General features: G+C 44.3%; 27 protein-coding genes. 11 read left to right on the top strand and 16 right to left on the bottom strand.

The window, feature by feature from the left end:
* Positions 1-101 precede the first annotated feature (101 nt).
* The 4 genes from HUW51_RS09340 to HUW51_RS09325 all read right to left on the bottom strand — a co-directional run bounded on the left by HUW51_RS09340 (position 102) and on the right by HUW51_RS09325 (position 2,359).
* A complete protein-coding gene (locus HUW51_RS09340; protein WP_185273705.1) occupies positions 102-524 on the bottom strand; it encodes a cytochrome c maturation protein CcmE domain-containing protein in 423 nt (140 codons plus the stop codon).
* Between the two features lie 85 nt (positions 525-609).
* Positions 610-882 (bottom strand): CcmD family protein, encoded by a 273-nt coding sequence (locus HUW51_RS09335; protein WP_185273704.1) that lies wholly within the window; start codon positions 880-882, stop codon positions 610-612.
* Complete coding sequence (ccsA, locus tag HUW51_RS09330) at positions 866-1,534, bottom strand: cytochrome c biogenesis protein CcsA (protein WP_185273703.1); 669 nt, start codon at positions 1,532-1,534, stop codon at positions 866-868. The genes HUW51_RS09335 and ccsA overlap by 17 nt, the downstream gene beginning before the upstream one ends.
* Positions 1,535-1,693: 159 nt before the next feature.
* Positions 1,694-2,359 carry a heme exporter protein CcmB gene (locus HUW51_RS09325; protein ID WP_185273702.1) on the bottom strand — a complete coding sequence of 222 codons (666 nt, stop codon included), beginning with the start codon at positions 2,357-2,359 and terminating at the stop codon, positions 1,694-1,696.
* 293 nt (positions 2,360-2,652) lie between these two features.
* On the opposite strand from HUW51_RS09325, the gene HUW51_RS09320 reads away from it, so the two are divergent.
* Together HUW51_RS09320 and HUW51_RS09315 are read left to right on the top strand one after the other, a co-directional pair.
* Complete coding sequence (locus HUW51_RS09320; RefSeq protein ID WP_185273701.1) at positions 2,653-5,451, top strand: TonB-dependent receptor; 2,799 nt, start codon at positions 2,653-2,655, stop codon at positions 5,449-5,451.
* A 53-nt stretch (positions 5,452-5,504) separates the two neighbouring features.
* Positions 5,505-6,929, top strand: coding sequence for a T9SS C-terminal target domain-containing protein (locus tag HUW51_RS09315; protein WP_185273700.1), 1,425 nt, complete (start codon positions 5,505-5,507; stop codon positions 6,927-6,929).
* A 127-nt stretch (positions 6,930-7,056) separates the two neighbouring features.
* Here the strand turns inward: HUW51_RS09315 and HUW51_RS09310 are convergent, their stop codons facing one another.
* The 6 genes from HUW51_RS09310 to HUW51_RS09285 form a co-directional block, all read right to left on the bottom strand.
* Positions 7,057-7,473 carry an arsenate reductase ArsC gene (locus HUW51_RS09310; RefSeq protein WP_185273699.1) on the bottom strand — a complete coding sequence of 139 codons (417 nt, stop codon included), beginning with the start codon at positions 7,471-7,473 and terminating at the stop codon, positions 7,057-7,059.
* Positions 7,474-7,522: 49 nt separating this feature from the next.
* A complete protein-coding gene (locus HUW51_RS09305; protein ID WP_185273698.1) occupies positions 7,523-8,359 on the bottom strand; it encodes an arsenite methyltransferase in 837 nt (278 codons plus the stop codon).
* A gap of 53 nt (positions 8,360-8,412) precedes the next feature.
* Positions 8,413-8,856 (bottom strand): arsenic resistance N-acetyltransferase ArsN2, encoded by a 444-nt coding sequence (gene arsN2 / locus HUW51_RS09300; RefSeq protein ID WP_185273697.1) that lies wholly within the window; start codon positions 8,854-8,856, stop codon positions 8,413-8,415.
* An 11-nt stretch (positions 8,857-8,867) separates the two neighbouring features.
* Positions 8,868-9,197, bottom strand: a complete 330-nt coding sequence (locus tag HUW51_RS09295; protein ID WP_185273696.1) for an ArsR/SmtB family transcription factor — start codon at positions 9,195-9,197, stop codon at positions 8,868-8,870.
* A 334-nt stretch (positions 9,198-9,531) separates the two neighbouring features.
* On the bottom strand, positions 9,532-10,527 hold the full coding sequence (locus HUW51_RS09290) for an AAA family ATPase (protein WP_185273695.1): 996 nt from the start codon (positions 10,525-10,527) through the stop codon (positions 9,532-9,534).
* Positions 10,528-10,588: 61 nt separating this feature from the next.
* Entirely contained in the window at positions 10,589-10,960 is a 372-nt protein-coding gene (locus HUW51_RS09285; protein WP_185273694.1) for a DMT family protein, read from the bottom strand.
* A gap of 384 nt (positions 10,961-11,344) precedes the next feature.
* On the opposite strand from HUW51_RS09285, the gene HUW51_RS09280 reads away from it, so the two are divergent.
* Positions 11,345-11,893 carry a DUF2911 domain-containing protein gene (locus HUW51_RS09280; RefSeq protein ID WP_185273693.1) on the top strand — a complete coding sequence of 183 codons (549 nt, stop codon included), beginning with the start codon at positions 11,345-11,347 and terminating at the stop codon, positions 11,891-11,893.
* An 891-nt stretch (positions 11,894-12,784) separates the two neighbouring features.
* Here HUW51_RS09280 and HUW51_RS09275 read toward each other — a convergent pair.
* Positions 12,785-13,288 (bottom strand): MOSC domain-containing protein, encoded by a 504-nt coding sequence (locus tag HUW51_RS09275; protein ID WP_185273692.1) that lies wholly within the window; start codon positions 13,286-13,288, stop codon positions 12,785-12,787.
* A gap of 49 nt (positions 13,289-13,337) precedes the next feature.
* Positions 13,338-14,870 carry a gluconokinase gene (locus tag HUW51_RS09270; RefSeq protein ID WP_185273691.1) on the bottom strand — a complete coding sequence of 511 codons (1,533 nt, stop codon included), beginning with the start codon at positions 14,868-14,870 and terminating at the stop codon, positions 13,338-13,340.
* A gap of 367 nt (positions 14,871-15,237) precedes the next feature.
* Here HUW51_RS09270 and HUW51_RS09265 point away from each other — a divergent pair, with 367 nt between their 5' ends.
* From HUW51_RS09265 to HUW51_RS09245, 5 genes are all read left to right on the top strand, one after another.
* Entirely contained in the window at positions 15,238-16,461 is a 1,224-nt protein-coding gene (locus HUW51_RS09265) for a nucleoside permease (protein ID WP_185273690.1), read from the top strand.
* 88 nt (positions 16,462-16,549) lie between these two features.
* A complete protein-coding gene (locus tag HUW51_RS09260; protein ID WP_185273689.1) occupies positions 16,550-16,912 on the top strand; it encodes a hypothetical protein in 363 nt (120 codons plus the stop codon).
* A gap of 103 nt (positions 16,913-17,015) precedes the next feature.
* A complete protein-coding gene (locus HUW51_RS09255) occupies positions 17,016-17,261 on the top strand; it encodes an AbrB/MazE/SpoVT family DNA-binding domain-containing protein (protein ID WP_185273688.1) in 246 nt (81 codons plus the stop codon).
* Entirely contained in the window at positions 17,252-17,575 is a 324-nt protein-coding gene (locus tag HUW51_RS09250) for a type II toxin-antitoxin system PemK/MazF family toxin (RefSeq protein WP_185273687.1), read from the top strand. The genes HUW51_RS09255 and HUW51_RS09250 overlap by 10 nt, the downstream gene beginning before the upstream one ends.
* Positions 17,576-17,611: 36 nt before the next feature.
* Complete coding sequence (locus tag HUW51_RS09245) at positions 17,612-18,586, top strand: Gfo/Idh/MocA family protein (protein WP_185273686.1); 975 nt, start codon at positions 17,612-17,614, stop codon at positions 18,584-18,586.
* A 233-nt stretch (positions 18,587-18,819) separates the two neighbouring features.
* On the opposite strand, the gene HUW51_RS09240 is transcribed toward HUW51_RS09245, so the two are convergent.
* Positions 18,820-19,155 (bottom strand): DUF6249 domain-containing protein, encoded by a 336-nt coding sequence (locus HUW51_RS09240; RefSeq protein ID WP_185273685.1) that lies wholly within the window; start codon positions 19,153-19,155, stop codon positions 18,820-18,822.
* A 285-nt stretch (positions 19,156-19,440) separates the two neighbouring features.
* Between HUW51_RS09240 and HUW51_RS09235 the strand changes: the two genes are divergently transcribed.
* Together HUW51_RS09235 and HUW51_RS09230 are read left to right on the top strand one after the other, a co-directional pair.
* Positions 19,441-20,019 carry an RNA polymerase sigma factor gene (locus HUW51_RS09235; protein WP_185273684.1) on the top strand — a complete coding sequence of 193 codons (579 nt, stop codon included), beginning with the start codon at positions 19,441-19,443 and terminating at the stop codon, positions 20,017-20,019.
* The gene (locus HUW51_RS09230) at positions 19,998-20,423 is read left to right on the top strand and encodes a hypothetical protein (protein ID WP_185273683.1); all 426 of its coding nucleotides are present in this window, start codon (positions 19,998-20,000) and stop codon (positions 20,421-20,423) included. Before HUW51_RS09235 ends, HUW51_RS09230 begins: the two co-directional genes overlap by 22 nt.
* Positions 20,424-20,848: 425 nt before the next feature.
* Here the strand turns inward: HUW51_RS09230 and HUW51_RS09225 are convergent, their stop codons facing one another.
* The 3 genes from HUW51_RS09225 to HUW51_RS09215 all read right to left on the bottom strand — a co-directional run bounded on the left by HUW51_RS09225 (position 20,849) and on the right by HUW51_RS09215 (position 25,026).
* Positions 20,849-21,844 carry a Hint domain-containing protein gene (locus HUW51_RS09225; RefSeq protein ID WP_185273682.1) on the bottom strand — a complete coding sequence of 332 codons (996 nt, stop codon included), beginning with the start codon at positions 21,842-21,844 and terminating at the stop codon, positions 20,849-20,851.
* A 388-nt stretch (positions 21,845-22,232) separates the two neighbouring features.
* Positions 22,233-23,387 (bottom strand): pyridoxal phosphate-dependent aminotransferase, encoded by a 1,155-nt coding sequence (locus tag HUW51_RS09220; RefSeq protein WP_228466980.1) that lies wholly within the window; start codon positions 23,385-23,387, stop codon positions 22,233-22,235.
* Between the two features lie 76 nt (positions 23,388-23,463).
* Entirely contained in the window at positions 23,464-25,026 is a 1,563-nt protein-coding gene (locus HUW51_RS09215; protein WP_317175621.1) for a flavin monoamine oxidase family protein, read from the bottom strand.
* A 321-nt stretch (positions 25,027-25,347) separates the two neighbouring features.
* Here HUW51_RS09215 and HUW51_RS09210 point away from each other — a divergent pair, with 321 nt between their 5' ends.
* Positions 25,348-25,818 carry a RidA family protein gene (locus tag HUW51_RS09210; RefSeq protein WP_185273680.1) on the top strand — a complete coding sequence of 157 codons (471 nt, stop codon included), beginning with the start codon at positions 25,348-25,350 and terminating at the stop codon, positions 25,816-25,818.
* Positions 25,819-26,202 lie beyond the last annotated feature (384 nt).

Below are 26,202 nucleotides of genomic sequence, written 5' to 3'. Positions count from 1 at the left end.
TGGAAAAGTTAGAAGGTTGAATTATGAGTTTACTTTAATAGATTTTAAGGGATGTTCGGAACAACCTTTAAACTTTAAAACCTTCCAACTTTTAAACCCATTTACAGGCTTGCTGTTTGTTTAATTTCTTTTTCGACGTATTTAGACGGACACTTGAGTAAAATTTTATCGGCCACAAAGGCATCTTTCTGCATATTACCCATTATTACTACTTGCTCCGAGCGCTCAAAATCCTGCGGTTTAGGTTGAAAATAAACTACTTTTTGTTCGTTTTGCAGCGTATCTACCAGCACAAAAGTAAAATAGTTGGGGTCCATAACGGGGTTGTAGTTCATCCCTACGATGTGGCCTTGCGCATCTTTCTTTAAGCGGCCTACCACGTGTACTTTACTCGTTTTGCCTTCGGCAGCTAACTCGCGGGCTTCTTTAAACGATACGTACATGCTGGCATCACCCGCCGACGAAATAATGATACCTATAGCTAAAGCAATAATAGCAATTCCAGTAATATGCGACTTTTTCATTTGTTTATTTAAATGCGAGAAAGCAATTTTCTCATTTTTAACACGTAATTACTCCTATAAAATTCCAGCAGCCAGATGATTTCTATCAGCTTTTCAGTTGTTGTTCCAGATTGCTTACTTTGCGGTCCAACCGAATCAAATATAATATCAACCCGGCTAATACCGTAACTATAACGGCTACCACCACGTAAATCTTGCCATCGCGACGTAATGCATCTGCCATTTCTACTTCAGAGGTACTACCGGCATCGGCAGCTTGTACCGTTGTATTAGCGGTAGTTTGAGCCAGGGTGTTAGCCGCCGGCACCGCCGCCAGCAGCATTATAAATATAAATAAGTACTTAAGCATGTTGTTCATGTAATTTGTATTGAAGTAATTCCAAACGCGATTTTACGTTTACCATCCATACGCCCAGCAAAGTCCAAGCAATTACGGCCGGATAAAAAACCATCCGCATGTTATTATCTAAATCGTAAGAGCTAAAACCTGGATTGCCGCCATTACCAGGGTGCAGCGAATCGGTTAAGCGGGGCAAAATAAAGAGTAGCGGAATAAGCGCCGCAAAAGCAAAAATATTATATACCGCACTAATACGCGCCCGCTGCTGCTGCTCGGCAAAAGAACTGCGCAATACCAAGTAGGCAAAGTAAATCAGCAAGCCAATGGCCGAAGCATTTTGTTTGGGATCGTTACTCCAATACTCACCCCAGGTAAAACGCGCCCATTCCATACCGGTAATAATACCCAGCACGCCCAGCAAAACCCCAATTTTAGCCGCCGATTCCGCAATAATGTCGTTTTCCACGGTAGGCTTGCGCAGGTACTTAATGGAGTAAATAACCGAAACCGTTAAAATAATAATCATCCCGAACCACATGGGTACGTGAAAGTAAATGTTGCGAATGGTTTCGTTGAGGATGGCCAGATGCGGCACCTTGTTTAACAAACCGGCTACTATTGTGTACAACAACAGCACTACCGTTAATACTTTCCACCAGGTTAATTTCATTGGATTACAGATAAACCAGAATTTTACTTCTTATAAGATAACAAACACTTTTGGCATTTTATTTAATTTAAAATCAAATTATTTTACTTAGTCCGTTAAGTGATTTTTTTAAATTTTTAAATTTTAGCTACTTAAAAATAACATTTCTTTACAAATGGCTTAACTGCGCCATAAGTACGGGAATAAAATATACGACACACTTACCACAATCAGGTTAATGGCCAGTAAGGTTAACAATTCATCAACGCTCACCGAGCGATCCAGGCCATCAATCGCGTTTTTAGATAATTTCATCAGCATTAAAAGCATGGGGATAATTACCGGAAAGCTTAACACCGCCATTAAGGTGCTGCTATTCGATGCTTTAGCCGCAATGCTCGAAATCATGGTAAGGGAAGTAGAAAAGCCCAAAGCTCCCAACAGAATAGTTAGCAGAAACAAAGCATCATCCTGCACCGGGTTACCCAATACAACCGCGTAAAACCCGTAACAAATTAGCGCCAAAACCAGCATAAGAATCGTGTTGTACACGATCTTCGCCAAAATTATTCCTTGCGGACTTACCAGGGAATAGTAATACAGCAAGCGCCCCCGGTTTTCCTGAATAAAGCTTTTAGCAATGGCATTTACCGAGGTAAACAATAAAATTATCCAGAACAACGCATTCCAGACGGGCACTTCTAAATTGGCAAACCGCAACCGGAAACTTAAGTAACAGACAAAAACGGTGCTCCCCACGTACAACAACATGCCATTAAACGCATATTTTTGCCGCAACTCCAGCAAAAAGTCTTTTTGTACTAAGTAGGCTACTTCTTTAAACAACTCGTAATATTTTCGGGCAAATTTACAATAGAAAAATCGGGAATGATAATAAAATAAGGAATATTACTCCTATTTGCTCGAAATCCCTTGTAACGCCGTTGTAAAGCACTTTTTTAAAAAATTGCTATTTAGGTATTATCTACCCAAACCCTGAAACATAGCAACTTAACAGTAAGATAACATACCACTCCGGAACATAACAATAACATAACGTACCGGTAATTTTAAAATAAACTGATCAGGATACTTTTGCCGCCGAGACTAATAACGCACTATCCCATTCAAGTTTATTTATGAAAAAATTTTTATTACTACTCACTTTATTGAGTACCAGTATTTTTGCGTTTGCCCAGCAGGGCACCTTAGCCGGAAAAGTAAAAGACAAAAAAACCGGCGAACCAATCATCGGAGCCGTAGTTTTTATTACCGGTTCTAACAAAGGATCTACCACCGACCTGGAAGGTAACTACTCCATTCAACTGGAACCTGGCGTTTATAAGATTACTGCTTCTTACGTATCGTACAAGCCCCAAAACTTTGAAAGTGTTCAGGTTACCGCGGGCAAAACCACTACCTTAAATATATCCATTGAAGAGGCTACTACGCAACTCGGTGGGGTAACCATTACGGGTACCAAGCAAACCAACACAGATATTACCTTAATTAAAGAGTTAAAACAAAGCGAAGTAGTGGTAAGCGGGGTTTCCGGCGAACAAATTACTAAATCGCTGGACCGGGATGCGGCTGAAACGGTAAAACGGATTCCGGGGGTAACCATCATGAACGACCGTTACATTTACGTGCGGGGTTTAAGTGAGCGCTACAATACCGTTATGCTCAACGATGCCTTAACGCCCAGTACCGAATCAGATACCCGGGCATTCTCATTCGATATTTTACCAACCAACGTTATCGACCGGATTTTAATCTTTAAAGGTGGTTCGCCGGAACTGCCCGGTGAATTTGGCGGCGGGGTTATTAAAGTATACACCAAAAACTTCTCCGACCAAAACAGCACTACTATTAATATATCCTCGTCGTTCCGGAACAATACTACTTTTAAAAATTTTGCTTCTTACAACGGCGGTAAAACCGATTTCTTAGGTTTTGACGATGGAACGCGCGCCCTTTCCAATTCATTTCCGGAGAACCTGAACAATGCAAACAATACAGAAGTTGCTAATGCCGCCCGCGACCTGCCCAACACTTGGCTGCCCAACCGGGCAAAAGCCTTACCCGATTTACGGATGTCGCTGGGGCTTACCCGTCGCATGGATATAGGCGATGTAAAAATCAGTAACATTACGTCACTTTCTTACTCCAATACCCGCCAGTATTTTAATGCTCTACGGAACGATTACCAGGATTTCAACCAAAGTACCCAAAACAGCCCTTTAAATTACAGCTACCAAGATCAGCAATCAAATTCTAATGTGCGGTTGGGCGTACTGCACAACTGGGGGGTTCGGTTTAATGAGCGTAACCGCTTAGAATTTAGAAACCTGTTTAACCAATTAGGTAGCAGTCAGGTAACCGAGCGGAGTGGCACCGACCAGACCAATGGCGTACAAGAGCAGAAAAACTACGCACTCCGCTACGAAAGCCGTACCATTTACTCCGGCCAATTACAGGGCACGCATACCTTACCAGATTTAAAAAATACCTTTAGCTGGACCGCTGGCTACTCTTACACGAACCGCAACGAACCAGATTTTCGGCGGGTACGCACGCAGCGCGAAGCGGGTTCTGATGATCCTTTCGCCATTTTAATCCCGAACGTACCCAGCTTACGCGATGCCAGCCGCTTTTATTCTAAGCTCCACGAAAATATTTACATGACCAGTGGCCAGTACGAGCACTTGTTCGGCCAACCCGATTCCTTATCCGGCGAAATTGAAAATGCGCCTAAACTGCGGTTTGGATTTTACACCGAGTACAAAGACCGTGACTTTAACGCCCGGTACATGTCGTATGCACCTGGTTCTACTTATAATCCTGGTTTGGTTTACCAGCCCTTGGATCAAATATTCTCTCAGGAAAACATCAATAACAGTAACTTAATTCTGCGTGAAGGTACCAGCCCGAGCGATCACTATACCGCTTCTAATTTACTCACAGCTGGTTATGCCGGCATTACCATTCCTTTGGGCGTTAAATTTAATATTTCGGGTGGGGTACGGGCCGAATTCAACCGCCAGCAATTGCACAGCCGTCGTTTAGGTGGCGCGCCGGTAGAGGTAAATAACCCAATCACCCGGGTACTGCCCTCCGTTAATTTAACCTATAATTTAACACAAAAATCATTGCTCCGCTGGAGCTCCAGCTTAAGCGTAAACCGTCCGGAGTTCCGCGAACTGGCCCCATTCACTTACTATGATTTCAACACCAACTTTGAAATTACCGGTAATCCAGACCTGAAAACTGCTACCATTTACAACTCCGATGTTCGTTACGAGTTTTATCCAAACCCAACGGAGATTATATCGTTCGGCGCTTTTTATAAATATTTTAAAAATCCGATTGAGAATACTTTCCTGAATACGCCTTCTGCTAACTCCTATACCTTTGGTAACGCCGATCATTCTACCAGTTACGGGGTTGAAACCGAAATCCGGAAATCGTTGCTAGACCTTTCAGCTTCTAAATTTGTGCAGAACCTGTCGTTGGTTTTAAATGCCAGCTACATAAAAAGTCAGGTAAGTTTAGGTGATTTAGCTACCGTTCAGGATAAAGAACGGCCTATGATGGGACAATCGCCTTACATTATCAACACGGGAGTTTATTACCAGGACGATGACCGGAAATGGCAGGTAAATTTACTTTACAACGTAATCGGCCGCCGCATCTTTATTGTGGGTAATGCTCAAAACCCCACTATTTACGAAATGCCCCGCAATGCCATCGACCTAACCATTACCAAAGGTATCGGCGAGCGCTTCGAAATCCGGGCGGGCGTTCAGGACTTATTGAACCAACGTTACCGCTTTATCCAGGATTCTGACATTAACTCTAAAATCAACAAAATCGACGAGACTATTTATGAGTACCGCCGCGGGCAATACGCTACGTTTGGTATCTCTTACAAACTATAATTTCTTACTCAAGCACAACCAACTTAATATTTAATTCTCATTTCTCTAAAATCATGAAGAAATTTCAAAATTGGACCTTATTAGCCATTCTGGCGATATTCTCCTTTGCCTGTTCCGACGACGATAGTGGTTCGAATTCAGGCGGTAACGGGAACACCCCTAAAACCGAATTTAAAGTAACTGAATCCAACGGTGTTGCTACGGTAGAAGGATCTACGGATCAGAATTTTACTTTTGCTGCTAATAAAAAGTACTTATTAAAAGGCTTTGTTTACGTGATGAACGGCGCCACCTTAACTATTGAGCCTGGCACCGTTATTATGGGCGAAAAAGCGTCTAAAGGTACTCTGGTAATTGAGCGGGGTGGTAAAATTATGGCCGAAGGTACAGCACAAAAACCTATTGTATTTACTTCGGCTCAAGCTAAAGGCAACCGCGCTGCCGGCGACTGGGGCGGAATTATTGTTTTGGGAAAAGCGCCTATTAACTTACCTAACAACAATGGCCGCATTGAAGGCGGTGTTGACCGGGATTTTGGTGGTACCGAAGCAGCCGATAACTCTGGTATTTTAAAATACGTGCGTATCGAGTTTGGCGGGGTAGCTTTTCAGCCCGACAATGAAATTAACGGTTTAACCATGGGTGGCGTAGGTTCCGGCACTACTATCGATTACATCCAAGTGTCGCATTGCGGCGACGATGCCTTTGAGTGGTTTGGCGGTACGGTAAATGCCAAGCACTTGATTGCTTACAAAACCGTGGATGATATGTTTGACACTGATAACGGTTTTTCCGGCAAATTACAATTTCTGGTAGGTTTAAGCGATCCAAACGTAGCTGATGTTTCCGGTTCTAACGGTTTTGAATCAGATAACGATGCTCAAGGTTCTAATGCCACCCCTAAAACCAGCGCTATTTTCTCTAACGTATCTTTGTTTGGTCCTAAAGCCACCCCTGATGCATCTGCCTTTAATTCTAACTTTAAGCGGGGCATGCACATTCGCCGTAACAGCAGCATTTCGGTGTACAACACTTTAGTAGCTGGTTGGCCCACCGGTTTGTTATTAGACGACCAAAGTGGTAACAGCTCCACTACCGAAGCCAACGCAACCAGTGGTTCTTTAAAAATTAAAAATGTAGTTATTGCGGGTTCCGGTTCTAAAGCTTTAGCGGTTTACGCCGGCGATGCCACGGTAACCCCTAATAAACCGGCCAGTACATTCGATATCTCTGGCTTCTTTAACGCTACCGGTAATAACAACAGCATTATTGCGGATTACGCCACCTTGGGTTTACCAAACGCCTTTAGCCAATCGGCACCAAACTTTTTACCAGCTGCTGGCTCTGCTTTATTAACGGGTGGTGCTACTACTGGCCTGGATTCTTTCTTTGAAAGTGCTACGTACATCGGTGCTTTTGGTACCACCGACTGGACTGCCGGCTGGACTAACTGGAACGCTAACGAAGTAGAGTATTAATAAATTTTTAAAAATATGATGGAGCATCAGAATGGGTGAGAATATGATGCTACCATCTTGTGTTAAAGCAGCTTAGTCTCCTGCTTTAACAATCTAAAGCCTGCCAGAATCGGCAGGCTTTTTTATTTTAGGACAGGTTAGCGGCAACAAACTGGTGGCAATACGCTTTAATCTGATCGCGTACCTGGGTAAAGGCAGCCTGTATTTCGGTTTCGGTACCAGTAACCTTAGCGGGGTCCGTGAAGTTTTGGTGAAACCGTGCGGCTGCCGCTGGGAAAAACGGACAATTTTCTTGGGCATGGTCGCAAACGGTAATAACGTAGTCAAAAGGTATGCCTTGGTACTCGTTGATGTGGTTAGAAGTATGCTGGGATATATCTAACCCATCTTCGGCCATGGTGGCAATGGCTCTGGGATTAACTCCGTGAGTCTGGATACCCGCGCTGTAAATATTTGCCCGAGCTTGGGCAAAATGCCGCAAATAACCTTCGGCCAATTGGCTGCGGCACGAATTGCCGGTGCAAAGAACCAGGATGTTTTTCACGTAAGTAGCTATAAATTTTAAAAATTTAAAAAATCACTTTAAATTAAAACTAACAACAACCTGGTTCGCAGCAGGCAGTAGCAGGCTTTTCGGCATATACGGTAATGCTGTATATGCCGGTTCCACTAGCTTTGTAAGCTTCTAATTCAGCAGCAGATAGATAATTCCCTAATAAATCATCCGGTAGGTTAATCAGCCTTTTTTTCTGTACCTGCACGTTTTCGAAACCTACTTTTTTAATAATACCCAGGTAGTCGCCCTGCTGCATAGCTCCGGATACACAGCCAGCGTACATTTCTGCGGCTTTTTGTAAACCAGCGGGCAGTTCGCCTTCTAACACCACATCCGAGATACTAAAATGGCCACCTGGTTTTAAAACCCGGAATGTTTCTTTAAAAGCCTGGGCTTTGCTGGGTACCAGGTTCAGCACGCAATTACTCACCACTACATCTACCCGATTAGCGGCTAAAGGCAAATCTTCAATCTCGCCTAAGCGAAATTCCACGTTTGCAAAACCTAGTTTCTGCGCGTTCTCTTTGGCTTTTTGTATCATGGCTTCGGTCATATCTACGCCGATTACTTTGCCGGTTTCCCCCACTATGGAGCGAGCCACAAAACAGTCGTTACCAGCTCCCGAACCTAAGTCGAGTACGGTATCTCCTTCTTTCAGGCGTGCGTACTCGGTGGGTAAACCGCAGCCTAAGCCTAAATCTGCTGTGGCTTGGTAGCCGGAAAGATGGGAATAATCTTCGGCCATAATAGTAAGGTCGGTAACCCCGCAACTGGTAGCGCCGCAGCAGGAGCTTTCGTTTTGAGTCTTACTTTGCAGCGCTATTTCGCCGTACTTTTCTTTTACAATTTGTTTTAGTTCTTCAGCGGTTTGCATGATTTTTATATTTATCGGTTTATTGTTTTATTACGATGAATCAAAGCAAAAATTTAAAAAATTGATCGGCACATGACAGTAGCAGATGAAGGGCACACAGAACCAAATTGAGCTGTTTGTTGAATAGCTAAGGGCACGCGGGAACGTTCTACGGGAGCAAATCCTCTTTTTTCAAAAAAGTTGGCAGCAGTATTCGTAATTAAGTACACTCCTTTTATTCCTCTTGTTTTAGCTAAATCCAGAGTAGCTTGTAAAAGAGCAGCTCCTAAACCCTGATCTTGATGATGAAGCGCTACGGCTAAAGATCGCAAAAGAGCTAAGGTTCCATATAGCTCCAGCCCACAACTCCCTAGCAAGGTTTCCTGCTGCTTAGCAACCACAAAACTATCCAGCACCAGCGGTAAATCTACTGTTGGTAATTGGAGTGAATTCAACAATTGGATGATTGCTGGCCGATCGACGGTTTTGGCTAATTGGATAGTTTCTATGGCGTTCATATTCTTACTACTTAGCAGCATTTAGGACCAGAAAGTGGAACCGTAAACAAATTCAGTAACATATCCCGGGATTGCTCCCATACAGGTTCATTAATGCAGTAACAAACGCTGGTTCCTTCTATTTCGCCTTTTATTAGCCCTACCGCTTTAAGTTCTTTTAAGTGTTGAGAAACGGTAGCTTGGGCCAAGGGCAGTTCGTCTACAATATGGGTACAAATGCAGGATTGGCGTTTCAATATCACTTCCAGTATAGCAATGCGGGCAGGATGGCCTAAGGCTTTCGCTAAGTTGGCTAACTGATTCTGCGCCTCCGTAAAGTTTTGGGTTTTAGTAACGCCCATAGCTTATCTAATTGTTTCATCGTAATATTACGATGAAACAATTAGATAAGCAAATAGTTGAGTCCTAATTTTTCAATTTTATAACCGAAATCTTACTCCTTACTAACAAGTTTGCTCTATTGGGGCAGAATTTGGCAGTTCTTTAAATTTAGTTAAATGCCTATAACGAGAGGACCTCGGTACTGCTTTATAATTATTATGACAGGATTACTATGATAGGCAGTTAACCTTATATTCTCACTAAAACTATACACTGGCGCTATTGATGCAAAAAGCCGGTAAGCTGCTGCGCACAACTATACCGGCATTTTTAATTTTTTAAATATCTAAAATACTAACTGATGGGCACTTTGCGCAGAATGGCTTCGATAAAATCTTTGGTTTTAATATCGTCGGCTTCGGCTTCGTAATTTAAAATAATGCGGTGATTGAGCACGTCGGAGGCTACTTCTTTAATGTCTTCGGGTAACACGTAATCGCGTTCGTCGAAAAATGCCACGGCTTTGGCGGCCAGGTTCAAAGCAATACTGGCCCGCGGCGACACCCCGAACTGGATGTAATCGGCAAACTCGTTCAGGTCGTACTCGGCCGGCCGCCGCGTGGCAAACACCAACTCAATAATGTACTTTTCGAGCACTTCCGAAATCTGCACCTGGTTTATTTCGTTGCGGATGGCAAAGATATCTTCTTTGGTTAAGATGGTATTTACCACCCCGGCAAACGACATATTGGCCATGCGGCGCATTACCTCCAGCTCATCCGATTTTTTTAAATAATTTACATACACCTTCATCATAAAACGGTCTACCTGGGCTTCGGGTAGCGGGTAAGTACCTTCGTGCTCTACGGGGTTTTGCGTAGCCAGCACCAGAAAAGGTAAATCCAACTTATAGGTGTAATCGCCAATGGTTACCTGCTTTTCCTGCATAGCTTCGAGCAGCGCCGATTGTACCTTGGCAGGCGACCGGTTTACCTCATCGGCCAAAATTAAATTCGCGAAAATAGGTCCTTTTTTAACTTCAAACGCCGACGAATTCTGGTTATAAATCATGGTCCCGATTAAATCGGACGGTAACAAATCGGGGGTAAACTGAATGCGCTGAAAGTTTAAGTGCAAAACCCGACTGAGGGTATTAATGGTGAGCGTTTTAGCCAAACCAGGCACGCCTTCTAATAATATATGACCGCCGGTAAATAATCCGATTAACAAGCGGTTTACCATGTATTGCTGGCCCACCACTACTTTACCAACTTCGGCAAATACTTGTTTAATTTTTTTCTGATGTTCCTGGATTCGCTCTTGATACGAAACCTGTGATTCAAATTCCATGCTTTATATCCGGAATAATTTTAGTGTTGTAACGATGAAAGCCGAAAGTGTGGTACTTGCTTCACCATTTTTTAAAAATAAAGTAAACTGCCAGCACCATAAAAAGAAAACCAACGGCGTGGTTCCAGGCCAGCTTGTCCGTCCGGAAGATAAAAACTGTTACCAGCGTAAAAACCACCAGCGACACTACTTCCTGAATTATCTTGAGTTCGAACATCGAAAAAGGTCCACCGTTTTCCTCGAAACCGATTTTGTTGGCCGGCACCTGAAAAACGTACTCAAAAAGGGCTAATCCCCAGCTAATTAAAATTACGCCCACTAAGCCCACCTGCTGCAGCCAGCTTATTTTTTTAAATTGCAAGTGCCCGTACCAGGCAAACGTCATAAATACGTTGGATAGCAATAAGAGCGCGATGGTGTAAAATCCTTTCAACGAATGCAGCGTTTAATTTAAAATTTAAAATTACAGAAAACTCCCGGACTTACACCGATATCTCAATTGGTTTCCGGAAATTCAACTAGAACAAACGCTATAATTTAAAAAACTTGTTGGCGCTTAAATCAATATAGATCAGTAGTTTATTCTTTTTTCCTTAGAGGCCGCCGCATTTGTAAACCTTGCTGACGCTACCGCCGGGTGAATAGTTTAGATAAGCCTTGCTTCAGTAATATTGGTATTACACCTCAAGCAGACATTACTCCTTACCCGCGGCGGCAATAAGCGCAAAGTATCGGCGTTAATCTTGATAAAGTCAGCGAATTATTGCATTTTAGCGTATTCTAATATAATTCACTTTAACTAACTAAAACTATGTTAATGAAACAATTAAGAGCAAATTTATTACTGTGTTTATTTTTAGCCGTTACTACCCTTGCCTTTGGTCAGGATGATAAAGCCAAACGGCCCAGTCCACCCGCTACGGCCTCCGGTAAAATAGGCGCCGCTCAGGTTACCATTAACTACAGTTCTCCGGCGTTAAAAGGCCGCAAAATGATTGGCGAGAAAGAACCTTACGGCAAAGTATGGCGTACCGGCGCCAATGAAGCTACTACCATTACTTTTGATAAAGACGTGATGATTGAAGGACAAGCTTTAAAAGCCGGCACTTACGCGTTGTTTACCATCCCGAACCAAACCGAATGGACCGTTATTTTTAATAAAACCGCCGAGCAATGGGGCGCTTTTAAATACGACGAAGCCCAGGACGCGCTGCGCGTAAAAGTAAAACCCGTTGCCAGCAAAGCCTTAACCGAAAACCTGAAATTTGAAGTAACGCCAAAAGGTAAAAATGCCGGCGTAATTACCATGAAATGGGAAAACGTAGAGGTGCCGGTTAAAATTAAAACTGCGGGTGCTTCGGCTTAATTAGAATTTTAAAAAATTTAAAAAACGGCTCCGGTTCATTTGAACTGGAGCCGTTTTTTTATCATGAAGCTGTTTAGCATTTATTAAAAGTAGAGGCAACATTCGCCTTTGGGGTGTCTCCACCACCAAAACGGGATAGCTCCACAAAATACTACTCGCTTGTAGTTGATACCTTTAATGATTTGATTTTAGAATACTAAACAGCTTTAATGTGAACTTTTAGTTACCTATTTTAAAGTTTATAAGAATATACTTGAAGTAGTTCTTTGGAGCCTTTTCAAGCCTCCATTCACTGGTGCTATCTAATTTGTTAGCTTCAAGTTTTGCCTCGTGGCCGGCGGGCCTCGTTTGGCTCTCTCGCACGGGCTAGCCTTCCTTTCCTCGCTCCGCTGCGGAATTTTGCTGCGCAAAACCGGAATCCTAGCAGGTGCTCAACAGCCAAACTGGTGTCAGAGGCGCTTAGCCACGGCTTTTCTGATGGAACAGGTAGAAATTAGAAAAAGAACATCGATCAAGTATTAAAGATACTTATGGAGCGGAAGTTACTTCCGCGTCTTTCTGCTTTGCTGTCTCCTCACCTGCGCTGAACACTTGCTCCTACTTTATTTTAACATATTTTAAAAGATAGGCAGTAGCTACTTGCGACTGACACCAGTTTGGCTGTGGAGGGCCTTCTAAGATTGTGGTGCGAAGCATTCCGACGTCAGGAGGAAAACAAGCTTAGACCAGCCCGGAAGAACCAAACGAGGCCCGCCGGCCATGAGGCAAACGGGTTACTGTTCAAACTCGATAGCACCTGCGTCTGGAGACTTGTAAAGGCTCCAAAGAAGAAGTTTTAACCGAGCTAATTTCCTAATCCAAATAGCATTTTAATACTATAGAAGCATCTGATTACAAATCAATCCGAACCACATCACCAACATGCAAAAAACCACCTTGCAAAATGCGCGCGGTTAAACCGCCGTGGCCGCGCATAGCATTATAGCCCCCTGGCCCCAGGTTAGCCTCCATACGGGAACACGGATGGCACAAACCCGTGACTTGCAGCAACACGTCGCCTACCCAGAATTGCTGATCTTTGAGCGCCAGTAAATTGATGCCTTGCACCACTAAATTCCGCCGGAGCAAACCCGGATCTATTTCGGAGCGATGGAGCATAGAAGCTACTGCCGCAATATGTTCTGCTTGAATCAATGTAACCTGCCGCTTGCTGCCCGGTTTACCACTGTAATGATCGCCGGCTAAATTTTTATCCGTAATAGCTTCTACGGTTTCTAAGGCTTGCAGCGGGGCAGAACGGGCTGGCCGGACACCAATCCAGGTAAGCGTGCCGGTTTGCGGTAAGGTGCGGATTAATGTACCCAGCGAAGAATCTTTAGAATTAAAAAATGCCATGTCTTTTTACTAGGCTTTAAACCTGGACTGCTTGATTTTTTAAATTTTCCTATTTCTGCAAGGCCGTAATGGCCGCAAAATCTTGTTTTAACTTCGGATATAATCCTTCGTAAATGGCGTAGAGTTTCTGGTAAATAGCGTGATTTTCCTCCCGGGGTTGGTAGGTACGAGCTACGGGTACCAGCTTTTCCACACCTTCAAAATCCGGGATTATTTTTAAAGTCAGCATGCCCATAATAGCGGCACCCAAAGCCGAACTTTCTACGCTTTCGGTTACGCGAATTTCCTGGTTAAATATATCGGCCAGCATTTGCACCCAAATATCGCCTTTGGCAAAACCACCGTTGGCGTAAATTACATCGATAGAACCGGTAACCTGCATTAAAGCGGTAGCCACGCTGTACAAACCAAACAAAATGCCTTCGAGCAAAGCGCGCAGCATGTGCGCCCGGGTATGCGTTACGTTTAAGCCGAAGTACACGCCCCGGGCATTCGCATCCCAGATGGGCGCCCGTTCCCCGAGCAGGTAAGGTAAAAACAATAAACCCTCCGATCCGGCCGGTATACTGGCCGCTTTTTGCAAGAGCAATTCGTAGGCATCCGACGATAAATCCTGGGCCAGTTGCGTTTCGGGTAAGCCAAACTGATCGCGGAACCAGCGCAGCAAGATGGCGCCATTGCTAACCGGTCCGCCCAACACGTAGTGCTCCGGGGTAAGAATATAACTAAAAATCCGTTCCTGGGAGTCGGTGGCGGGATCGGCGGAAATTACCCGGATAGCGCCGCTGGTTCCAATAGTAAGCGCGGCACTTCCGGGCCGAATGGCGCTGCTACCCAGATTAGCTAAACAGCCATCGCTGCCGCCCAAAATAAACGGCACCTGCGGGTCAACGCCCAGATTTTTGGCTTCTTCCGGCGAGAGGCCCCGTACCACGTGCGTGCCGGGTTGGGGCTCCGATAAATTGGCTTCGGTAATACCGGCTAGTTGCAATGCTGGGCCAAACCACTGCAAAGTAAAAATATCGAATAAACCAGTGGCGGAGGCAATGGAGTAATCAACGAGGTACTGGCCGAAAAGCCGGAAGAAAACGTATTCTTTTATCGAAATAAACTTGTGCGCTTTTTTAGCTAGTTCGGGCTGCTCGGCCTGCAACCAAACCAGTTTACACAACGGTGACATGGGATGGATGGGTGTACCGGTGCGGCGGTAAATATTATGCCCGAGTGCGCTGTTTTTAATCTGGGCGGCATGGTCGTTGCTGCGGGTGTCGGCCCAGGTAATGCTGTTGGTAAGCAAATTGCCGGCCTCGTCCAGGGCAATGAGGCTGTGCATGGCGCTGCTAAAACTAATACCCGCTAAGCCGGCTACCGTAAAGCCCGTCTGGCGCATAGCCGATACTACCGTTTTAATGGTATCGCGGACCGCTTGCAATACCTCGTCGGGGTTTTGTTCGCTGTAAGCGGGTTGCGGCGTTAGTAAGGGGTATTCTACGGAATGGTCGGCCAGCACCTGGCCTTGCAGATTAAAAGCTACGGTTTTTGTGCTGGTAGTGCCAATATCAACGCCGATGATGTAATGCATAGGTCCGGTTGGTTCGCGAGTAATGAATCCGAAATATCGGAGTTATTACCCACAACTAAGTTGTAAGTTTTAAATTATAATGGGTAAATTTTTACCAAAACTACAGCCCCCGCTTGTAAAGCTCTTAATACCTTTTACAGGCAAAGGGCGCTTAACAAATTTTTAAAAATTTGCCTGCCCTGCACGTAAAATTCAAACCCAATAACTTGGTTCAGCGCTAGCTTAACGGAGCGGGAGCAAAAACGAAAATACAATTTTACTTTTCATATCCGGAATAATAACGTGGTAATATATTTTACTTACCACCACCTCTTGCTTTGCTCCCGGAATACTAGTAAGTTGTTTTTCAGATAATTTTGTTAAGCCTATGAACGGATGGGTGCGCGGGCAGCTTTCTGCCATGATGTTTCTGCAATTTTTTATTTGGGGCGCCTGGTACGTAACCATGGGCACCTACCTGGCCAATGCGTTGCAGGCCGACGGCGTTGCTATTGGCGATGCCTACAGTGCCATGTCGATTGCTACCATTATTTCGCCATTTTTCGTGGGCATGATTGCCGACCGATTTTTTGCCGCGCAACGGCTGCTCGGGGTATTGCATTTACTGGGTGCCGCCGTTTTGTATTACCTCACCACCATCCAGGACCCGGCAGTTTTTTACTGGTTTATTTTATTGTATTCGCTTTTATACGCGCCCACCCTGGCGCTCGTAAATGCTATTTCGTTTAACCAAATGGCTGAACCTGGTAAGCAATTTGCCGCAGTGCGGGTGTGGGGCACCATTGGCTGGATTGCCACCGGCTGGCTCATCGACCAGGTATTTCACGTGGCCCCCGCCGATCTTGCTTTTACTTTTAAGATGGCGGCGGTAGCTTCGGTGGCGCTGGCGATTCTGAGTATTCTTTTACCGAACACTCCTCCCAAAGCCAAAGCGGCTACGGTACGTACTTCCGATATTGTGGGCACCGAAGCATTTGTTTTATTAAAAAACCGGCCTTTCCTGGTTTTCTTTCTGGCTTCCATTTTAATCTGCATTCCGCTTTCGTTTTACTACAGCCAAACCAACCAATTTCTGGTAGAATCGGGCATGGAGCACGCCACCCGTAACATGACTTTCGGGCAAATCTCCGAAGCGCTTTTTATTCTGGCCATTCCCTTTTTCTTCCGGCGGTTCGGAGTAAAATACATGATTTTAATCGGCATGCTTTCCTGGGTACTCCGGTTTTTGTTGTTCGGTTTTGGCAGCACAAACCAGATGTGGATGTTATTCGGCGGGATTATTTTACACGGCGTATGCTTCGATTTCTTTTTTGTAACCGGCCAGATTTACACCGACCACAAAGCCGGCGAAAAAATTAAAAGTTCGGCCCAAGGCATGATTACCATGGCTACTTACGGTATTGGCATGTGGATCGGCACTAAACTATCGGGTTACGTGGCCAAGAACTACACCATCTCCCCCACCGAACATTACTGGCAGGAAATCTGGCTGGTACCGGCTGCCATTGCCGCTGTGGTATTTGTGTTATTTGCTCTGTTCTTCCGTGAAAAGCAAGCCGACCGCAAACAAGTGGCCGCTGCGGTGCATTAATATTATTTGTTTACTTTTACCTCCTGTGGCCTGTAAAAAGGCTAGTCTATCAAGATAATTGTGTTTTTTAAATTTTACCCGAAAGCCTATGCTTTTTGAAGAAATCTACGACCGGATACTACCCTTGTGGGGCGATACCATCGATTTTTCGGATGGATACATTATCCAGCCCGAACGAAAATTTAAAAATTTAAAAAAAGTAACGGATAATAGTGACTACTTCTATTCCAAACAACTAAGTAATCAGTGGAATGCTTTGGAAGCACACATTGCCGAAGAAGATGCGGAAGGCCGATTAATGCTTTGGACGATGTTTCAAGTATTTCAGCAACATGCCCGTAAAAAGTTTGAGCAAAACGTACTTACTTTCCTGCCTCAGGAAATAGATAAAGCAGAAATTGAAGAACAGTTTCTGAAGAATGTGCGCGAAGAAGAATGGGAAGACGAGTAACATTCTAAAAATTGAATTATGATCTATTTGTAAACCTGCTACAGAACTTTGTATAAAAAGCACGCGTTACTGTAATAACTTTGTAATTACATTATTAACATAAATGGAAGTAGCAATTATTCAAATAGGAAATTCGAAAGGGCTTCGCTTAACTAAGTCTATCCTGGACAAATACAACATCAAGGACAAAGTAGAACTAATTCTAGAAGAAGGGCAGATTATTCTGAAACCAGTAGAGCAGCCCCGAAAGGGCTGGGAGAAAGCTTTCCAAAAAATGCATGAAAACGGAGACGATCAACTTCTGCTGAACGATGTATTTGAGGAAGAAAACTTTGACGAATGGAAATAAACCAGTACGAGATAGTGCTGGTGAACTTAGACCCTACTATCGGCAGCGAAATTCAAAAAACCAGACCTTGCGCAGTTATATCACCTAATGAAATGAATCATAATCTCCGGACAGTAGTTATTGCTCCCATGACCACCAAAAGCCATAGTTATCCCACCCGGATTAAAGTAAATCATAATAACCAAACTGGCTGGGTAGTAATAGATCAGATCAGAACAATTGATAAAACCCGGATAATAAAAGTTTTAGGCCGCCTGAGTACCACCGAGGCAGCGACCTGCAAAAGAATAATTAAAGAAACCTTTGTTGACTAAAATCAACCTACGCGATAACACAACACTTAAGAAACTATGCAAACCATTCGTTGGGGAATAATTGGCTGCGGCGACGTAACTGAAGTAAAAAGTGGACCTGCTTTTAATAAAATACCAAATTCGCAACTGGTAGCAGTAATGCGCCGCGATGCCGCTAAAGCCGAAGATTATGCCCGTCGGCACCACGTACCCAAGTGGTACGCCGATGCTACCGCCCTTATTAACGACCCCGAAGTAGATGCCGTTTACATTGCCACCCCGCCCGACTCGCACCGCGATTATACGTTGCAGGTAGCGGCGGCAGGCAAACCCGTTTACGTAGAAAAACCCATGGCTCGCACCTATGCCGAATGCCAGGAAATGATTGCGGCTTGCGAAAAAGTGCAATTACCTTTATTTGTGGCGTTTTACCGGCGACGTTTGCCTTCTTTTTTAAAAGTAAAAGAATTAGTAGATACTGGAGCCATTGGTGAGGTGCGATTCGTGAACATTCAACTATATCATCCTTTACAGAATAATTTAGAAAAAGATAATTTACCCTGGCGCGTGCAACCCGAAATTGCCGGTGGAGGATTATTCTTTGATTTGGCTCCGCATCAATTAGATATTCTGGATTATATTTTAGGCCCGATTGCATCGGCTTCAGGGCAAACGGCTAATCAAGCTGATCAATATCCGGCGGAAGATATTGTAACGGCGCAGTTTCGTTTTGCATCGGGCGTATTAGGCAGTTGCACCTGGTGCTTCACCGTAGCCGATAACCAACGCACCGACCGCATGGAAATAATTGGTAGTAAAGGCAAAATTACGTTTGCTGCTTTTGATAAAGTACCGGTGCAACTGGAAACCACAGAAGGAATTAAAAAGTTTGATTTACCGCCCCCTACGCATATTCAGCAGCCGTTCATTCAAACCATTGTGGAGCAATTAACCGGACAAGGCGAATGCCCCAGTACAGGAGTTACCGCCGCTCGCACCGCCTGGGTAATGGATCAGATTGTAGGCAGGTAGAATTTAGATGCTAGATTTAGTTTAGTTAGCGCTTTTGCAAATGTTGGCAGTGAGGACACTGCCAACAGCCAGTTTAAAGTTCAGCGCCGTAGTTTCAAGTTGGGTACCGTCGATTGTTGTATTCTGGTGCCGTCGTTTGTGTCTTCACAAACGACTTCGACTTTGGTTCTTTCGTAAGCTCCTATTGTAAATAATCTACTCTAAAGACGCACACAAATGCGTCTTTTTAATTTTCAGGCTTCATCGCGGTTACCTAGCCTTTTATCAATAATAAAGTAATACAAAATCAAGCTTAATCCCCCGAGCATCACGCCTAGTGGCACCCCAATGGCGTAACGAAACGGAATCATATCGCCAATGGTCATACCCAGCACTACCGAGAAAATAAGCATCCCGTACTTGAGAGCAGTGCGGCGCGGCCGGAAAAAGTTGGGATCCAAGCCTCGTTCTACCAAAGCCAACCGCTCACGGGTACGGGAAGTAAAATACAAATAGCAAATACCGAAGATAGTGCCGAAAAACAAAATGGCGACGATGACGATGAGCACGGGGCCGAACAAGTTTTGCATAATTTTAAAATTTTAAGTTTTATGCTCCTTGGACGCCTTGCAATAACTGGCGGTTACAAGTATGTGGTAGGTTTTAAGTTAAAAGTTATAAGTTTTATGTTCATTTAAATTGTCCGGGAATTGCATTCACACCCAAGGAGTTCATTTTAATTATAAGCATCTAAACAAAAAATACAAATTTCTAAAAATTAGATTTGACCCTTTACTTATTACTTATTACTTAAAACCTAAGACCTACCACTTACCTGTAACCGCTTCTAAAGTAGCAGCGTCTAACCCGCACACATGGAAAAGCAGCCTGATATTTACTACATACAGCAAGTGCTTCGCGGGAATACGGCGGCGTATGCCGTTTTGGTAGATAAGTACAAACATTTGGCGGCCACTATTGCCTACAAAATCACCGGCAATGCGCAGGACGCTGAAGAAATTGCGCAAGATGCATTTGTGAAAGCCTACCGGGCTTTACCGGGCTTTAAAGCCGAGGCTAAATTTTCGACGTGGTTGTACCGCATTGTGTATAATACCGCTATCTCTAAAACCCGCCGTAAAGTATTTTTTGCCATATCCCTGGAAGATGCCGAACTCACCGAAACCAGCCTGGAACAAACCGGTTACCAGTTGCTAAACCTGCAGGCCGCGGAACAAACCAAGTACCTGGAGCTGGCACTAGCCCAATTACCACCCGACGAAAACCTGCTGCTGACCTTGTTTTACTTACACGAAAAATCGGTGGAAGAAATTAAAGAAATTACCAACTTAACGAAGGCCAATATTAAAGTAAAACTGTTCCGGGCGCGGCAGAAAATGTACAGTTACCTGCAAGGCCTGTTAAAGCAAGAATGGAAGGAAATAATCGGATGAAAAAAGTAATAGAAGTAAACCGCGATTTACTTACGCAACAGCTAATCACCCAAGCTACTCCGTTGCCAGAGTTGAAAGCAGATTTTACCGGCCAGGTTATGGCGCAAATAGACGTGCAAACCCAAGCACAAAGGGACAAAATATATGAGCCATTGCTACCAGCTAAGGTTTGGCGTTGGATCGGAATTACTTTGAGCAGTATGGTTTTACTGGTGCTGGCTTTAAGTGTACTGGTTTTGGGACCAACGCTGGACTTTGGTTTCGGGCAAGCGTTCGATTCTAGCATAAAAGAAGTATTGGATTTGAACCAGTTTGGCTACATTCCTCAATTAACTCTGGCTGGCGTCATCTGTTTTTGCTGGCTGTTACTGGATTATTTGTACGGCCAGCTCCGGAAGAGCTAGGCAGAAATTGCCAGAGTCCTGTTATTAGTTAGCTTTTTGCAAATAGGCTGTTCTAGCCGTTTGTGAAGACACAAACGGCGGCACGGCTCTTTGCGATAGTGTAGAAAAAACCCAAATTTGATAATGGCAATTGTTAGTGTCTGCCTTGGCTGCTTTTGCCAAGATAACAAACAACCCTACCCCTCCTAATCGTAGGAGGGAAGCCTTTACCCGGCTTATTTAGTAGGTATCATTTAATTTGATTCTTGACTCCCATATATAAGTTTAGAACAAGCCAGCAGAGAGTAGTTTAGTTGAAGAGGATCGAAAAAACTTCTTCTGATTTTTAAATTTTACCTCGTACTAAAAAGAAAAACAACAGAAATAGCCAGCTCCATTTTACCGGAACTGGCTGTTGCTAAATCTAAAATCCCAGGTAGTGGTAACTACTTTTGCAGCACCATTACGTCGTTCATCATAAAGGTAGTGCCGGCGGCGGCTTCAATGTTATACACTTTTTGCACGCCACCCGCGTATTCGGCCTTGTTTAATACCGTGAATGGTTCGTATTTACCGGTTTTGCTGTTGTAGCACAATACTTCTTCGCCCAGGTTTATTTCGCCCATTTTGCGTTTGCCGTCGCGGGTTTGCATCGGGTGGTTCGGGGTTGCTTCCAGCACTTTGCTGCTTAAGTTAACTTCTTTACCCAGTTTACTCGTTTTTTCCGAAGCGCTCGCTACCAGTAAACGGGTGATAGCGTAGTTTTTCGCTTCGTGCGAAACCAGTTCTTTTACCAGTACCGTGGTTGATTTTTTCGTAGCCGGATCAATGGTTAATACTTGGTCGCCGGCTTTTACTTCTTTCAGTAATTTTTGCTTGCCATCGGCCATGGCCACCAGTTGGTCGCCGGGAAAGCAAATGTCATTGCCGTAGGTAGCCGATTCGGCTTTTAAATCTTTGCCCTGGTTTAAAGCTTTGTATTGCTGAAACGCCAACTCTTTCGACAGCACGTAAGATAACTTCAACACAAAGTTTTTTTCTTCTTTATCAATCGCGTGAATGTCTTCAAAGTAGTTTTCCCACACCTTACCGTCAGTGGTAAAGTTAGGTAGTAGTGCTTTATATAATTTGCCTTTTTCGTTGGTGTAGAAAATCATGGTACCGAGTTCCTGCATACCTTCTTTGCTTACCAAACGGTACAAATCCATGCGTTTTTTCAAGCCATCGTCGCCGGTAATAAAGTAGGGTTTACGACCTTCGTACCGGTCCAGAATGTAAGTATTTTCAATTTTAACGTAGGTATCGTTATCCAGATCTTTTACGGCAAAAGTTTTGGCTTTCTGGTATTCGGCCATGGTTAAAGGCCGCGAGGTGCCATTGCTCTGCGCGTGCGCCACGTACATATTACCAATTAGTACAAACGATAAGAATATTTTACGCATAATTGTAAATGTTAAAATGAAAGATTTTTTAAAATTTAAGCTTGCCTTTGTGCCAAAAGCTGATCTAAATACTTAGCAAGCACTTTCGGCAATAGGCAGCTTTGATATTGTTTTGTTTTTGTTTCAGGTATTTTGCCCGGTTTTCGGGCCGGGTTAGATTCAGTAGTTCAAATTGTTGAGCTAGCATACTAATAACCAACCGCTGGTGCGAGCTTGTAGCTCGTACCTATAATCACTTCAGGATTTTTCCTAGAAATAAGGTACGAGCTACAAGCTCGCACCAGCGGGGTTTATTGTAAATTCAGAACCTGAATCCTAGTAAAATTTAAAAAAACAGGTTCAAACTCCCCTTCTCCTGGAGGAGAAGGGGCCGGGGGTTGAGGTGTTCCTACGATATCTGGCGGAAGGCATCGGCGAAAGCTTGCATTTCGTCCATGCGGCCAATGCTGATGCGGCACCATTCCTGGTTACTAAATTTCCAGTTACGCACGCTCACGCCACGTTTCATGAGTTCGGCAACAAATTTATCGCCTTCCATTTTCAGCGGGAACATCACAAAGTTGCTCGACGACGGAATGTATTCGTAGCCTTCTTTCTTCAGCACATCGTACAAAAAGTTCTTAGAAGCCAACGTTTTCTTTAAAGCATCCTGCAAGAAAGCTTTATCTTGGTAAGCCACTAAAGCCGCCTGCACCGATGGGGCCGAAATGCTCATACCGCCGGCGCCATATTTACTTAATTCCTTAATAACATCAGGTTGGGCAATGATGTAACCTACCCGCAGACCGGCAAAACCGTAAAGTTTGGAGAAAGTACGGGCGATAATAACGTTCTGGCCTTTTTTCACGCAATCCATCATTGAGGCAGCTTGCGGATCGGGCAAGTAATCAATGTAGGCCTCGTCGATAAATACGGGTACTTTTTGCGAAACGCGACCGCAAAAAGCCCGGAGCTTTGCCGAGTCTACCACGGTACCGGTCGGGTTGTTGGGGTTACAGATGTACATGAGCGAAGTGCTGGCATCTACCCGCTTCTCCATGGCATCCAGGTCTAACTTATAGTCGGCAGTTAAAGGTACTTTGTTCCAGGTAGTATTAAAATCTTCGGCGTCGCGGGGTAAGCTGGCGTAGGTGGGATCGCCGGAAACAATATTAGAACCGCTTTTTTTACTGTAGTACATGGCGGCCGCTAACAACAAAGGTCCGGAACCGGCATCCATTAAAATGTTTTCTAATTTTACACCTTCGTAATCCGCAATTTTCTGAGCCAGCTCCCGGGTGTATTTCATGGGGTATTGGTAACTGGTATTCAGGGCATCCATGGCGGCTTTTTTCGCCTTCTCGGAAGGACCAAAAGGATTTTCGTTGGAGCTCAGGCGGGCTTTGAGTTCGGCCGGAGCACCCAGAATAATACTTTCTTCTGTAATTTTCTTCTCGAGGGTACGGGCCGCCGGCTTAGCTACCAGCTGGTTTAACGAGCCGGAAAAGAAGGTGAAACCTCCGGCTAAAAGAGCACTGGACTTCAACCAGTTACGTCTGTTCATTGATTTTTCCATGAGAGTAAAAGTGCGTATAAGTGTAAATTAAAGGTGAAAGTTTATTTTTGCGTGAGAGATGATTTTAGCCTTTGGAAGTAACCGGATATTGTACCCGTTGCTCCGCTAACCGGGAGTGAATAGAAGCTACCACGCTGCGGGCCGATTCAAAAGCACCGGCCATCCAGGCGGTTAAGTAGGTGGTGTGTTCGCCGGCGAAGTACACGTTTTGGTCGGGTTTGAGCAACGCCGGATATAAGGTTTTGCGGGCGTCGCTGTTGTACACGGCCCAGCCGCCCATGTTGTATTTGGTTTTGTGCCAGCTTACCGAAAACGAGGTTTCAAATTCTTGCTTATACTGCGGATGAATAAGGCTGCCTTTTTCCAGGGCCAGCTTTTCCCGATCGGCCATGGACATATCGCCGACCATTTTAGCTTTCTCGTTAAAGTTATAATACCCCAACAGAATGCCTTTCTTGCTTAAGTAGTCGTAAGACGGATAAAAAATCTGGGTAAGCTCGTTGTTGGTGTGGGTAATGCCGCCGTAAATCTGCTCGTCTTCTTCCCAGAAGCGGCGTTTAAACTGCAAGCCTATTTTACCGGTTTGGATATAAGGCACAAAATCAATGGCGCGGCTCACATCCGAAGCAAAGTTATGGTCGATGTTGCTGAGCACTGGTAACGGCAAAGTACAAATACAGATATCGCCGGTTAACTCGTGTTCGCCTTGTTTATCTTTATAAATAACCTTTACGCCGGCAGGTATATTTTGCACGGTTTTTACCTCGGCTCCCAATTTCAGTGAACCTGCTACTTTTTTCTCCAGGGCTTTGGCGATATTATCCATGCCACCTACGGCCTGGAACATAGTCATTTGCAGTTCGTAGGTGTATTCGGCTACGTTATAAAAGTCCGGGTCCAGTAAACCCGACTGAATAATATCGGCCAGCTTGTGCGGATCACCTACTTTTCCCGATTTTTCGCCGGCACCCGGCGCTTCCAGGTAGCCTCGGCGGGCCGAAGCTTTGTATAGTTTATCAATATCGAGGCCACCTTCGGCGCGGAGGTATTCCAGTACTTTGGCGGCGTCTTCTTTATTTAAAGCTAAATCCAGCTTATCCTGGTCCAGGGCTTTAGCGAGCAGCTCGGTCATGTAGCCGCGCATGTCGTTGTGAATTTCGCGGGCACGTACTTTTTTGTTCGATAAAGGTCCCTTTCCTTCGCTGAAATAATACGTTCCTTCGTTTACGTTATTATATACTTCCAGTGGCACGCCTAACTCTTTGCAATAATGCATGGTAAGCTGGTGGTGGTGCGGAATCCGCGAAGGACCGGCATTATAATACAGACCGTTATCGAAATTAGCGGTTTGCACCGGACCATCCCCTTCCTGGTTCGTAGATCCTTTCCGGACACTGAACACCCGACCACCGGCCCGGGTACGGGCCTCCAGAATGGTAGTGCGGTAACCTAATTTATTTAACTCGTAAGCGGCCGTCATGCCAGCTAAACCACCGCCCAAAATCAGGACGTGTTTGCCTTTACCATCACCGGATAAATTAAAAGCGTGGGCCGGAGCACCGGGCAATAAACCTAATGCCATCATGGCCGGGTAAGCACTTCCGGCGAGTAACGCGCTCTTACTCAAAAAAGCTCTTCGGGATAGATGTTTCAAATTAATTCTATTTAAATTTTACTAAAACTCCATATCTAAAGGTAAAAATTTTATAGTATATTGCCGAAAAAACAATTATAAATTTCAAGATACCCTTAAAATTTACACTTGTTTCAACAAAAAACATTTATTTTTTACTTGGCACCCTTAAAATTTAAACTGTTTTTAATAAAGCCTTTGATTTTCGCCGGCATGTTATCTAATTTAAATTGTACAAACTGGTTTAAAAGCTAAAAAAATGCTTGATTCTTTTACTTTTCTCATACATCTGTTGCGTTTTAACCTGATTTATCCATGAAAAAGTGTTTTTTCCTATTCGGTGCTGCTGTTTTTCTATCAGCCACGGCCAGTTTCGGGCAGACTTCCAGCAACCCCAATCAACCCGCAAAAAAGATAATTAAAACCGATCAGGCTCCTTTACCCGTTGGGCCTTATAGTCAGGGGGTTTTGGTAGATGGCTTTTTGTTTGTTGCCGGCCAAGTGGGGGTAAATCCGCAAACCCGCCAGTTAGCTTCGCAAAGTTTTGAAGCCGAAACCGACCAGGTGCTTAAAAATTTACAGGCCATCTTAAAAGGAGCCGGCATGGATTTCCGGCACGTCGTAAAAGCTACTATTTACTTAAAAGACATGGGCCAGTTCGCGAAAGTGAATGAGGTATACGGCAAGTACTTCACCGTAGAACCACCTGCCCGCGAAACGGTGCAGGTATCCAGTTTACCCAGCAACGCTAACGTAGAAATTTCGGTAATCGCCGCGATGCATTAGAGGTTAGTCGATAGTCCATGGTACACAGACGATGGACGACAGACAAAGGACAAAAGATAATAGACAGCGAAGAAGTAATTATAACTTTTTTAACTGAGAACCATTTTAACTGGCACCAGCCTTAGCGCAGCGAGACTGATGACTAATAAACAATTACAGGCATCCTTAATGATGGGCCAAATTTTTAGATAATTCGGTCAAAAGATATTTCGCTGGTGCGAGCTTGCAGCTCATACCAGCGAAATATCTTGATAAAAAATAAGATACGAGCTACAAGCTCGCACTAGCGTTAAGAATTTAAAAAAATCAGTCTGGAAAGAGACTTTGAGATATTTAGAATTAGTAACCCCTTTCTCAACACGGCTGCTGGTTGTTTTATTTAGT

Origin of the sequence: Adhaeribacter swui (genome assembly GCF_014217805.1) — a bacterium.
GTDB lineage: Bacteria > Bacteroidota > Bacteroidia > Cytophagales > Hymenobacteraceae > Adhaeribacter > Adhaeribacter swui.
The sequence above is the reverse complement of the archived record's forward strand: the minus strand, read 5'-3'. Positions and strand labels throughout refer to the sequence as shown.